Here is an 11,985-nt window from a genome sequence, read left to right on the forward strand (position 1 = left end):
CCGCCCTTTAGCCGCCACCCGCCCAAGAGGGCCGCTGGCGCATTTCTACCGAATGAAGAGGCTAATCCCTTGGCATTGACGATTCTTGGCCTGTCCGGCGCCCTTAGCCATGACCCTTCCGCGGCCTTGTACATTGACGGCAAACTGATTGCCGCCGCCGAAGAAGAGCGCTTCGTGCGTGACAAGCATGCGAAGAACCGCATGCCCTACGAGTCGGCGAAGTTCTGCCTGGAACAGGCAGGCATCAAGCCATCCGACGTCGACGTGGTAGCCATCCCGTTCGCCCCGATCAGCCTGTTCGGCAAGGCGCGCTGGCACTATGCCAAGCGCTACTGGTACGCCCCGGACCGCGCCCTCGACGCCATCCTGATGGGCAATCGTCGCTACAAGCGCTACCGCAAGAAGATCGTCTGGTGCCTGGAGCAATTGGGCTTCGACCCGAAAAAGGTCAAGATCGAACCGGTCGAGCACCACCTGGCCCACGCCTCCAGTGCCTACCACTGCTCGGGCTTCAAGGAAAAAACCGCAATCCTCGGCATTGACGGCAAGGGCGAATACGCCACCACCTTCTTTGGCTACGGCGAAAACGGCAAGATCCACAAGATCAAGGAATTCTTCGACCCTGACTCGCTGGGCGGTCTGTACGGCGCAATCACCGAATTCCTCGGCTTCGAGATGCTCGATGGCGAGTTCAAGGTCATGGGCATGGCGCCGTATGGCGACGCGAGCAAGTATGACTTCTCGCGCCTGGCCAGCTTCGAAAACGGCGAGCTGGTGATCAACACCGAATACGCCAACGTCATTGGCCTGCGCCGCTATAAAGAGAAGGGCAAGGGCTTCTACTTCTCGCCGAAGCTGATCGAATGGCTGGGCCCCAAGCGTGAAGGCGACATCGCCGACGAGCCGTACATCCATTACGCGGCCAGCATGCAGGCACTGTTCGAGAAGATCGCCCTGCAGATGATCGATCACTACCTGGGCGACGTCCTGCGTGAAACCGGCAAGCTGGCCTTTGCCGGCGGTTGCGCGCTGAACGTCAAGCTCAACCAGAAGATCATCGCCCGCCCAGACCTGAAAGAGCTGTTCGTGCAGCCGGCCTCCGGTGACGCCGGTACCGCCGTGGGTGCTGCCGCCTACGTTTCCCACGCCCGTGGCGTGCCGGTCGAGAAGATGGAACACGTCTACCTCGGCCCTTCGTACTCCAACGAAGATGTGATTGCCGCCTGTGCCCGTCACCCGAACGCGCCGAAGTGGCGAAAACTCGACGACATGCCACAGCGCATCGCCAAAATCATGGTCGACGGCAATCCGGTGGCCTGGTTCCAGGGCCGCATGGAGTTCGGCCCTCGTGCCCTGGGCGGCCGTTCGATCATCGGTTGCCCGAGCGTGCCGGGCGTAGCCGACCGCATCAACGAGCAGATCAAGTTCCGCGAACGCTGGAGACTTTTCTGCCCGTCGATGCTCGACACCGTCGCCCCGCAAATGATCAAGGTCGACCACCCGGCGCCATTCATGACCTTTACCTTCGAAGTGGCTGAAGAGTGGAAGACCCGCGTGCCGGAAGTGGTCCACGAGGATGGCACTTCGCGTGCCCAGGTGCTCAAGCGCGAGTACAACCCGCGCTACTACGACATGATGAAGGCGCTGGAAGACCTGACCGGCAACGGCGTGTCGCTGAACACCTCGCTGAACCGCCGTGGTGAACCGATGATCTGCTCGCCGACCGACGCCTTGAACATGTTCTTCGGCTCGGACCTGCAGTACCTGATCATGGAAGACATCCTGGTTGTGAAGGACGGCGCGGCCCCGTATGACCAGCCGCTCTGAACCGCGCATCCTGCAGTTCTGCCATGGCTATGACGGGCCGTTCCTGGACTGCGCCCGTCAGTACGCCAGCCTGTTCCAGGGGCGTGGTTACCAGGTCACCACGGTGTTCCTCACCGGCGCCGCCGACCCGCAGGTAGCGGCTGGCTGCGCGTCGGACGAGGTGCTGTTCCTGGAGTTCAGCTCCAAGGCCGTGCGCGGCCTGAAACTCGGCGCCATCCGTGCATTGCGGCGGATCGCGGCCGAGCGCAATTTCGCCTTCTGCATTGCCCATCGTTTCAAGCCGATCTACGTGGCGTTGCTGGGCACCAGCTTGCCGGTGATCGGCGTGCACCATGCTTTCGGTGATTACGAGCGCAAGGGGCGACGCATCTTCGCCAACCTGTTCGGCAAGCGCCTGAGCTTGCTGGGCGTGTCGGATGCAGTGCGTGACGACATGCGCCGCTGTCTGCCGCAGTGGCCGGCAGAGCGTATCCAGACCTTGTACAACCGCATCGACATCGATGCCCTGCAAGCGGCCCTGGTGCCACGCGCCGAGGCCCGCCAGGCCTTGGGCCTGGATGCGCAGGCGTGGATTGTCGGTAACGTCGGGCGCCTGCACCCGGACAAGGACCAGGCCACCCTGCTGCGTGGCTTTGCCGAAGCGCTACCGGGGCTGCCGGCGGGCGCCCGCCTGGCAATCCTTGGCAAGGGGCGCCTGGAAGCCAGGCTCAAGGCCCTGGCCGCCGAGCTGGGCATTGCCGGGCAAGTGGACTTCCTTGGCCAGGTGCCGGATGCGCGCCGTTACTTCCAGGCGTTCGATGTATTCGCACTGAGCTCCGACCATGAGCCGTTCGGCATGGTCCTGCTCGAAGCCATGGTCGCCGGTGTGCCGGTACTGGCCACGGCCTGTGGCGGTGCCCGCGAAGTGGTCGAGGGTGTTGGCGTGCTGTTCCCGCTGGGCGATGCCGGGCAACTGGCCCAGGGCCTGAAGCACATGGCTGTGCTCGATGGGCAGCAGCGCCAGGCCTGTGCCGAGCACATGCTGCAGCGCCTGCGTGAACGCTTCTCCGACCAGGCGGTGCGCGAGGCCTTCTGGCAGTTGCCGCAAGTCCGTGCGTTGGTGGGGCAGGCCTGATGCTCAACCGTATCCAGGCCTTCCGCGAACGCGGTTGGCAAGTTATCGACGCCAAGGCCTACGCCGAGGCATGGGCCCGCTTTGGTGGCAGTGTCGCCACCCATCCTTTGGTGGTCGAGCAGCTGGCGGACCTGGCACAGATCCCGGTGCGTTACCTGGGCTGGCACCAGGGCGGCGAACTGAAGGCCGCCATCCCCACCTGGGGGCGCCACCTTGCGCTGTCCAAGGATGTGCTCAAGCGTGCCGGCAAAAAGGCCCTGTTCGACCTGGGCAACGCCGAGATCATCCTGCCGGCGGCGGCCGATGCCGCTGCACCGTTGCGCCATGCCGCGCGCTACCTGTCCGAACTGAACCAGGGGCGCTTCAGCGGCCTCAAGGCGCAGAAGGAACAGTTGGCCATGGCCCGCGCCCACGAAGACCTGTCGAAGAAGTTCCGCTACAACCAGCGGCGTGAGCTGCGCCTGCTGGAAGAGGCGGGCGGTGTGGTGCGCCCGATCAGCGACTTCAGCGCGCAGGAAATCGCCAGCATGTACTGCGACCTGTTCCTGCGCCGCTGGGGCTTCCCTGCCACCGGTGCCGAGCGCATGGCCGAGGTGCTGGAACGCCTGCGCGAGCTGCTGATCGGCTCGGTGCTGCTGTTGGACGGCAAGCCGATAGCCATCCAGCTGGTTTACCGTGTCGAAGCGCCGGAATGGATCAGCGTCGAGTACATCAATGGCGGTGTCGACCCTGAAACCAAGGCCTTCAGCCCCGGCAGCGTGCTGAGCTTCCTCAATACCCAGGCCGCCTGGGAAGACGCTCGTGCGCGCAACAAGCCGCTGCGGTTCTCGTTCGGCCGTGCCGACCGCGAGTACAAGGACCGCTGGTGCAACCCCGTGCCGGTGTATCAGGCGTGAGTCGCAAGCAGCAGCTGCTCAAGCGCCACCGGCGCAACAAGCGCCTGGGCCTGCTGGCGGGCCTGGTCGCGCTGGTGGCCGTAGGTGTGTTCAGCTGGTGGTGGTTGCCACTGCTGCTGTTGCCGCTGCTGTGGGCGGCCCATGAAGCCTGGTTTGCCGACCACCTGTTCTATGCGCCAGGCGAGGACTACGCCTACGACTTCGGCGAGCAGACCCGGGAGGCTCCTGCCAGCCTGAACGGCGGCCTGCTGAAGGCTGACTGCGCACTGCAGGGCAACGAAACCCTGGTCCTCGAGCTGCGGGTAAAAAGCAGCTGGCTGGGGCGCATCCTCGACCCGCAGGTCGAGCTGATGGCTGGCGAGCAGGCCGATCGGCAAACCTTCGAGCGCGGCGTCGATGGCGTGCGCTTCCTCAACCTCACCGGCCTCGCCGCACCTCTGCAGGCTGGCGCGTTGCGCCTGCGTGGCCGGCATTGCCGGCTGTCGGGCCAGCCGCGCTTGTGGATAACCCCGGCGGTCGAGCTGCAACGGCGCCGGGTGATGGTGATCGCGCCGCATGCCGATGATGCCGAACTGGCCGCATACGGTCTCTACAGCCAGGCCGACGAAACCTGGGTAGTGACCCTGACCGCCGGTGAGATCGAGGCCGAACACTATCAGCAGATGGGCCTGGCAAAGGCCGAAGCCGCGCGCCTGAAGGGCCGCCTGCGTGCCTGGGACAGTATCGCCGTGCCGCGCTGGGCCGGTGTGGCGGAATCGCGTTGCGTGCAGCTGGGCTACTTCTGCCTGCAGCTGCCTGCCATGCAGGCTGCGCCAGACCAGCCGGCCGCGTCCCGTGAGGCCGACCTCGCCGACATTCGCGTATTCCGCCGCTTCAACCCGTTCCCGCTGCCGGCCGACGGCGATGGCGCGCCGACCTGGCGCAACCTGCTGGCCGACCTGCGGGCCTTGCTGGAAATGGCCAGGCCAGAGGTGCTGGTGATGCCGCACCCGCAGCTAGACCCGCACCCCGACCACATATGTGCCCAGGCAGCGGTGCTGGAAGCCTTGCAAGGCCTGGCCTGGCAGCCGCAAACCCTGCTGTGCTACGCCAACCACCTGCACGACAACGACCGCTGGCCGATGGGCGACAGTGGTGATGGCGTGGCCTTGCCACCGCAGCTGAGCGCTGCCCAGGCGTGGGCACCTTGCAGCCTGGTACTGGACCTGGCAACCCAGCGCGACAAGGCCATGGCCCTGGGCATGATGCACGACCTGCAGCCGCCGGCGCCGTTCAAGCGCCGCCTGCGCCGCTTGTTGCAGCGCTGGCTGGCCGGGCGGCGGCCGTCGCCTTACGGCGAGAACGAATTCTTCCGCAAGGCCGTGCGCCGACATGAACTGTTCTGGCGGCGTGAGCTGTAGCCGCGCCCCATGGTTGACCGCGATGGCGCAGAGCGCCCAAGGAACCCAATGAAAGTCCTATTTCTGGTGCAGAAGGAACAGCGGGCGATTCTCGACCGCCTGTACGATGGCGTCGCGGCCAACTGCGAGTGCGACCTGCGCTGGCTGACCAGCGAAGACCAGCGCAACCTGCGCCGCTATTTCAAGCGTGAAGTGCAGGTCGAGCGCTATGACCGCATTGTCTTCTTCCTGCGTTTCAAGCAGGAAATCCGCCAGGCGGCGTTCATCCGTACCGTGCCGAACCTGGTCATCCTCGAGCACGATGCCTACCAGAACTACATCCCGTGCAAATACACCGGCAAGTTCAGCGCCCATTACCGCAAGCTGCCCTGGGCGCGGGTGATCAGCTCCGGCTACATGGTCAGCGAGCGCCTGCGCCAGGAAGGTTTCGACGCCGTGTTCGTGCCCAAGGGCTACGACGAGCAGTTGCTGGCCGACCAGGGGCGTGAGCGCGACATCGAACTGGCCTTCGTCGGCAGCACCAACAGCGTGGCCTACAGCGGCCGCAAGGCATTGCTGGACGAGCTGGGCCGAGTCGAGAACCTGGTAGTGACCCGTACCAAGTCGGGTGAGGACTACTGCAACACGCTCAACCGGATCCGCTTCTTCGTCAGTGCCGACGTCGGCATGGGCGAATACATGATCAAGAACTTCGAAGCCATGGCCTGTGGCTGTGTGTTGCTGGCGTATGACCAGGGCGAGGAAGAGAACCGCGCGCTGGGCCTGCAGGACATGCACAACGTGGTGTTCTATGACAGCATCCCGACCCTCCAGGAAAAGCTCCGCCACTTGCGTGCGGAACCTGAACTTGCCCGGCAGATTGCAGAAAATGGCCGCCACCTGGCGGTTTCCCGTTTCAGTTTCGGCGCAGTTGGACGTAGCATCGTCGACCACATGCGCCCGGCGCTCAGGCCCCATCCGCCGTTGTCTGCATGGCAGCGGCTGCGCCTGAAGCTGGGCATCTAACAAAAGAATTTTCGCGCCTGCGGAGCGGGCGTTGAAAGTCGATAGTCGCAATGCGGAGGGAGTCCGGTGCGCTTTTCAAATGAGAGTGACGTCACGCTCGTCGTGACCAGTTGTGGGCGGTTCGATCTGCTCAAAGATACCCTTGAGAGTTTCGATCGCTACAATACCGCGCCCATTCGCGAAGTATTCATCACCGAAGACTCCGGTGACGATGCCGTGCATGCCGCTGTGCCTGAGCACTGGAAACCGCACTGCAAGGTGTTCGTCAACCGGCCCAAGCTGGGCCAGCTGCCGTCTATCGACCTGGCCTACAGCCACGTCAAGACGCCCTACATCTTTCACTGCGAGGACGACTGGCACTTCTATCGCCAGGGCTTCGTCGAAGACTCCCGGGCCATCCTGGAGGTCAGCCCCGACCTGTTGCAGGTGTGGCTGCGCAGCCATGCCCATGACCTGGCCGTTCACAGCCCTTACATCCACCTGGGTGATCGCCAGGTGATCGCCGGGGTGCCTTGCTACCCGCTGCTGTCCGACAAGGCCGAGTGGCAGGCGTTTTCGCTCAACCCCGGGCTGCGTCGTTTGAGCGATTACCAGCGTTGCGCGCCATTTGCCGCCTATGCTGGAGAGAAGGCACTTTCCCGGCGCTATGCTGAGTTAAACCTGACAGCGGTCACCTTGGAGGGTGATGCAGTATTGCACACTGGATTTGGTAATCACGTGACCTTGCCCATCGAAGTGGAGCGCAAGGCCAAACGTCGTAAACGTGATCGGATAAAGTTGGCATTGACGCTGGTGGCGGGTGCCGTGATTGGCATGGGAATCACCATTTTTGTTCAATGAAGTGTCCCACCTGACATGAGCGGGAGAGGGCCCATGAACATCGTCAATATGATGTGGGCGGGTGGAACGCCGTACATGTCCATCCACAAGGTGCATCGGCAGGTGCTGTCGCATGCGGGTGCCGATGCCCGGATCAGTAACTGGCTGCTGCTGGGTAGCGGGCTCTGCTGTGGGCTTGGCTCGACCCGGGAGTGGCATATGCCGTCACGGGCGCTGAAAGGGCGGCACTTCTGGCGCCTTTTGCGCCCATGGTTGCGCATGCGCTTGCGCAAGGCGCTGAACGAGGCCCAGGCTGAAGTCGTGCTGCTCGACGGTGTCGGTGTGGCGCGGTTGGTGTTGCCGTTGTTGCAGCAGGTTCCGCAGGTGCGTGCCAAGGTGCTGTTCCACGGCAAGACGCGCCTGAGTGCCAGCGATGTTCGCCTGCTGCGCATGTTCCCGGCCGAGCGGCTGAGCATCGCCGCCGTTTCGCAGACACTTGCCACGTCACTCGAACACGACCTGGGCAGGCCGGTGCAGACCTTGCGCATGGCCCTTGATCCACTGGCTTTCGCCGAACCGTTGTTGAGTCGGGACGCAGCCAGGCAGGCCCTGCAGTTGCCACAGGTAGCAGGGGTGATGCTGGGCGCGGTCGGGCGGCTGGTGGAGAGCAAAGGTTTCGAGATGCTGATCGAGGCGTTCGCCAAGGCCAGTGCGCGCCAGTCGGACCTGCAGTTGGCAATCATCGGCGAAGGCCCTCTGCGTGCGGTGCTGCAGGCTCGTATCGATGCGCTTGGCCTGGCTGGTCGTGTTCACCTGAGTGGTCACCGAGACGACCTGCAGCAGCTGTACCGGGCATTCGACTGGCTATTGGTGCCTTCGCGCTCCGAAGGCCTGGGGCTGGTGGTGCAGGAGGCGGTCATGGCCGATGTGCCGGTGGTGTGCAGCGACCTGCAGGTGTTCCGTGAGCAGTTGCAGGACACCGGTGGCTACCTGCCCGTTACCAATGAAAATGCCTGGGCCGAGGCGATCGAGCGTTGTGCGTCGCTCAGTGCCCCGGCGGTAGCCGCGCGGCAGCGCCAGGCGCTGGCCCCGGAGCAGGCCTGGCAGGCATTCTGCAACGGTTCGCAGAGCCTGCTGCGCAGTTGACGCTCAACGCGCTAGCAGGGCTGACTCGAAAGCGGCAAGGGGGAAGCGGTCGCCCAGGTTCTCCCGCTCGATGTAGCGCACCATATGCTGCACATTGCGCCGAATCATGCGCGCCGACAGCGGCGGGCGCAGGAAGCGCATGTCGGCCACGTCGATCAGGCCCAGTTGCTGGTCGGGGGTGACTACCACATTACCCAGGTGCAACGAGCGGAAGTACACGCCGCTGCGATGCAGCTGGCGGATCAGTTCGATCAGGCGCGGCAGGTAGGTGTCCCAGCTGAAACCCTCATCGCGCGACATCTGCAGCAAGGTGCGCCCTGGCAGCGGGCGGTACAGCACGGCGGTACGCCCTGGCAGGTCGAGCTTGTGCTGGCTGATCACCTCCAGGGTGGGGATGCCCAGTTGTGCAAGGCGTGCGGCGTTGTCGACGAAGCGCTGCGAGTACGGGCGCAGCAGTGCAGATGAAATCAGCCGCTTCCTACGAAAAACCTTGAGGAAATTACCATCCGCGAGCAGGTAGACTTTGGCGCCATGGCTATCTGCCTCAAGCACCTGTGCGCCTTGTGTCAGCTGATCGAAGTCGACCTGGGGGAGCCGGGAGCATTGCATGAATAGAGCCTTGTCGTCGGGCAAACAGAATGACCGGCAATAATGCCGAAAATAATGTTGTAGCACCATTGGATGGTGTCTTTGATTCATCGGGGGAAAGGATGTTGTATCAAAAAAACTGGGCGCAAGCCTGGTTGGGGTTTGGTCTGGTCTGGTTCCTGGCAGCGATTGCCCTGGCACCGAGCAACAAGGTCTATCAGCAAGGCCTGGTGCTGTTCCTGTGGTTGCCGACGCTGGTAATGGCGTGGTCCGCAAGGCAAGTAATAGTGCAGGCCTGGCGGCGTCAGCCGGCCTTGTGGGGGAGTGTGTTGTTGCTGCTGGCCTGGAGCGGGCTCAGCCTGGTCTGGTCGGCCGCAGAAAACCCGGGGCGCGAGGCCAAGCGCCTGCTCTACATCCTGGTATTCCTGCTGGCGTTCCCGCTGCTGGGCCAGCTTGGCCAGGCCCGCATTCGTCAGCTGCTGCTGGCCGGTAGCGCCTTGCTGGCCGTTGCCGCGCTGGTCTCGGTCATCCATTTCTACGGCGTGCTGGGCATGCCCTTGCTGGCCCGCCTGGAGGGCATCGGCGAGGTATCGCACCCGATCCTGGGCGCCTACGTCATCGGTGCGGCCGTGCTCTTCCTGCTTTACGAGCCGCCGCGGCAACGTGGCCTGCAGTTGTTGTGGCTGGCAGCGCTGGCGTGCCTGGGGTTGTTTGCCATGCTCAGCCAGAGCCGTGGGGCAATCCTGGCCCTGGTGCTCACCGTGATCCTGGCCCCGCTGTGGTTCCGTGACCGCCACAGCCGGGTGTTTGCCGTGCTGGCGGCCATCGCCACCGGCCTGGCCTTCTATCTCGTGTACGACCTGATCGCCCAGCGCGGTTCGTCCTACCGGCCGGAAATCTTCCATGCCGTGGTCGACATGATCGCCGCGCATCCCTGGACCGGCCTTGGCCTGGGCGCTGCCTACGATGTGAGTGCAGTGGGCAAGCACTTCGACCATACCCACAACATGTTCACTCACATCGCAGTGGAGATGGGCCTGCCCGGCATGCTGCTGTGGGTCATGGTGTGGCTGTACACCCTGGGCGAAATCGTCCGCGCACGCGGCACGCTGTTCGGCAAGATCCTGCTTGGTTTCTGGGTGTACTCCACCCTGGCCATGCAGTTCGATGCCGCCAGCCTTACCGGTACGCCACGTGCCGAATGGTTCATCAGCTGGCTGCCCGTGGGCCTGGCCATGTTGCTGCCATGGGGGCGTGCCGAAAATGATGCCTGTGGTAAAATTTCCGGTTCAACCTGAACAGCGAGCTTGATAATGGCCGAAACACCGCGACCGGCGGAACACACCTCCAGCCTGAAGATCTACTTCCGGCTGCTGAGCTATGTGAAACCCTATGTCGGCATTTTCCTGCTGAGCATCATCGGTTTCGTGATCTTTGCCTCGACCCAGCCGATGCTGGCCGGGATCCTGAAATATTTCGTCGATGGGCTGAGCAACCCCGAAGCGGTGTTGTTCCCCAACGTCCCCTACCTGCGCGACCTGCAACTGCTGCAGGCTGTACCGCTGCTGATCATCCTGATCGCCGCGTGGCAGGGCCTGGGCTCGTTCCTCGGCAACTACTTCCTGGCCAAGGTTTCCCTGTGCCTGGTGCACGACCTGCGTGTGGAACTGTTCAACAAGCTGCTGGTGCTGCCTAACCGCTACTTCGACAACCACAACTCCGGGCACCTGATCTCGCGCATTACCTTCAACGTGACCATGGTCACCGGTGCCGCCACCGATGCGATCAAGGTGGTGATCCGCGAAGGCCTTACCGTGGTGTTCCTGTTCGGCTACCTGCTGTGGATGAACTGGCACCTGACCTTGGTGATGGTCGCGATCCTGCCGGTGATTGCAGTGATGGTCAGCGTCGCCAGCAAGAAATTCCGCAAGCAGAGCAAGAAGATCCAGGTGGCCATGGGCGACGTCACCCACGTTGCCTCGGAAACCATCCAGGGCTACCGCGTGGTGCGCAGCTTTGGCGGCGAGGCCTACGAAGAGCAGCGTTTCGGCAAGGCCAGCCAGAGCAACACCGACAAGCAGCTGCAAATGACCAAGACCGGCTCGCTGTACACGCCGATGCTGCAACTGGTGATCTACACCGCCATGGCCGCGCTGATGTTCCTGGTGTTGTTCCTGCGCGGTGATTCCACTGCCGGTGACCTGGTGGCTTACATCACCGCCGCCGGCCTGTTGCCCAAGCCGATTCGTCAGCTTTCGGAAGTCAGCTCGACCATCCAGAAGGGCCTGGCCGGTGCCGAGAGCATCTTCGAGCAGCTGGACGAAGCGCCTGAAGTGGACAGCGGCACCGTCGAGAAGGAGCGGGTGGAAGGGCGCCTGGAAGTGCGCAACCTGAGCTTCACCTACCCGGGTACCGAGCGTGAGGTGCTGAGCGATATCAGCTTCGTGGCCGAGCCGGGCCAGATGATTGCCCTGGTCGGCCGCTCCGGCAGCGGCAAGTCGACCCTGGCGGCGCTGATCCCGCGCTTCTATCACCACGACCAGGGGCAGATCCTGCTCGATGGCGTGGAAATCGAGAACTATCGCCTGCGCAACCTGCGTCGTCACGTTTCGCAGGTGACCCAGCATGTCACCCTGTTCAACGATACCGTGGCCAACAACATCGCCTATGGCGACCTGGCCGGCGCCCCGCGCGCCGACATCGAAGCCGCTGCGGCCGATGCCTACGCCAAGGAGTTCGTCGACCGGCTGCCAAAAGGCTTCGATACCGAAGTGGGTGAAAACGGCGTGCTGCTCTCCGGCGGCCAGCGCCAGCGCCTGGCCATCGCCCGGGCACTGCTGAAGAATGCGCCGCTGCTGATCCTCGACGAAGCCACCTCGGCGCTGGATACCGAGTCCGAGCGGCATATCCAGGCTGCCCTGGACCATGTGATGCAGGGCCGTACCACGCTGGTGATCGCCCACCGCCTGTCGACCATCGAGAAGGCCGACCAGATCCTGGTCATGGACCAGGGCCGGCTGGTCGAGCGCGGCACCCATGCCGAGCTGCTCGCGGCCAATGGCCATTATGCCCGCCTGCATGCCATGGGCCTGGATGAGCCGGCCAAGGCCGATATCACCTGACCCCTCGTTGATCGGGGCCATCGCGGCCCCGATTGTCACGGGAATTTTCCTGGGGTGATCTGGCCATA

Annotated in this window: 10 protein-coding genes; 9 read left to right on the plus strand and 1 reads right to left on the minus strand. The window is 63.6% G+C overall.

What is annotated here, in order from left to right:
- The first annotated feature begins 69 nt into the window (after positions 1-69).
- The 7 genes from ACGLHT_RS03205 (at position 70) to ACGLHT_RS03235 (ending at position 8,207) form a co-directional block, all read left to right on the plus strand.
- Positions 70-1,827: a carbamoyltransferase gene (locus ACGLHT_RS03205; protein WP_274119852.1), complete on the plus strand. Its 1,758-nt coding sequence runs from the start codon at positions 70-72 to the stop codon at positions 1,825-1,827.
- The gene (locus ACGLHT_RS03210) at positions 1,811-2,941 is read left to right on the plus strand and encodes a glycosyltransferase (RefSeq protein ID WP_274119853.1); all 1,131 of its coding nucleotides are present in this window, start codon (positions 1,811-1,813) and stop codon (positions 2,939-2,941) included. Before ACGLHT_RS03205 ends, ACGLHT_RS03210 begins: the two co-directional genes overlap by 17 nt.
- A complete protein-coding gene (locus ACGLHT_RS03215) occupies positions 2,941-3,837 on the plus strand; it encodes an antimicrobial resistance protein Mig-14 (RefSeq protein WP_274078201.1) in 897 nt (298 codons plus the stop codon). The genes ACGLHT_RS03210 and ACGLHT_RS03215 overlap by 1 nt, the downstream gene beginning before the upstream one ends.
- Positions 3,834-5,237 carry a PIG-L deacetylase family protein gene (locus ACGLHT_RS03220; RefSeq protein ID WP_274119854.1) on the plus strand — a complete coding sequence of 468 codons (1,404 nt, stop codon included), beginning with the start codon at positions 3,834-3,836 and terminating at the stop codon, positions 5,235-5,237. The genes ACGLHT_RS03215 and ACGLHT_RS03220 overlap by 4 nt, the downstream gene beginning before the upstream one ends.
- A 48-nt stretch (positions 5,238-5,285) precedes the next feature.
- A complete protein-coding gene (locus tag ACGLHT_RS03225; RefSeq protein WP_025340859.1) occupies positions 5,286-6,242 on the plus strand; it encodes a glycosyltransferase in 957 nt (318 codons plus the stop codon).
- Between the two features lie 66 nt (positions 6,243-6,308).
- Positions 6,309-7,082 (plus strand): glycosyltransferase family 2 protein, encoded by a 774-nt coding sequence (locus ACGLHT_RS03230; RefSeq protein ID WP_085663526.1) that lies wholly within the window; start codon positions 6,309-6,311, stop codon positions 7,080-7,082.
- A 33-nt stretch (positions 7,083-7,115) separates the two neighbouring features.
- Entirely contained in the window at positions 7,116-8,207 is a 1,092-nt protein-coding gene (locus ACGLHT_RS03235; protein WP_085704260.1) for a glycosyltransferase, read from the plus strand.
- 3 nt (positions 8,208-8,210) lie between these two features.
- On the opposite strand, the gene ACGLHT_RS03240 is transcribed toward ACGLHT_RS03235, so the two are convergent.
- Complete coding sequence (locus tag ACGLHT_RS03240; protein ID WP_274119855.1) at positions 8,211-8,816, minus strand: toluene tolerance protein; 606 nt, start codon at positions 8,814-8,816, stop codon at positions 8,211-8,213.
- A gap of 101 nt (positions 8,817-8,917) precedes the next feature.
- Here ACGLHT_RS03240 and ACGLHT_RS03245 point away from each other — a divergent pair, with 101 nt between their 5' ends.
- Together ACGLHT_RS03245 and msbA are read left to right on the plus strand one after the other, a co-directional pair.
- Positions 8,918-10,093, plus strand: a complete 1,176-nt coding sequence (locus tag ACGLHT_RS03245; protein WP_274119856.1) for an O-antigen ligase — start codon at positions 8,918-8,920, stop codon at positions 10,091-10,093.
- A 15-nt stretch (positions 10,094-10,108) separates the two neighbouring features.
- Positions 10,109-11,917 (plus strand): lipid A export permease/ATP-binding protein MsbA, encoded by a 1,809-nt coding sequence (msbA, locus tag ACGLHT_RS03250; protein WP_025340855.1) that lies wholly within the window; start codon positions 10,109-10,111, stop codon positions 11,915-11,917.
- Positions 11,918-11,985 lie beyond the last annotated feature (68 nt).

Origin of the sequence: Pseudomonas sp. PsB, from assembly GCF_043658375.1 — a bacterium.
Lineage (GTDB): Bacteria > Pseudomonadota > Gammaproteobacteria > Pseudomonadales > Pseudomonadaceae > Aquipseudomonas > Aquipseudomonas putida_Z.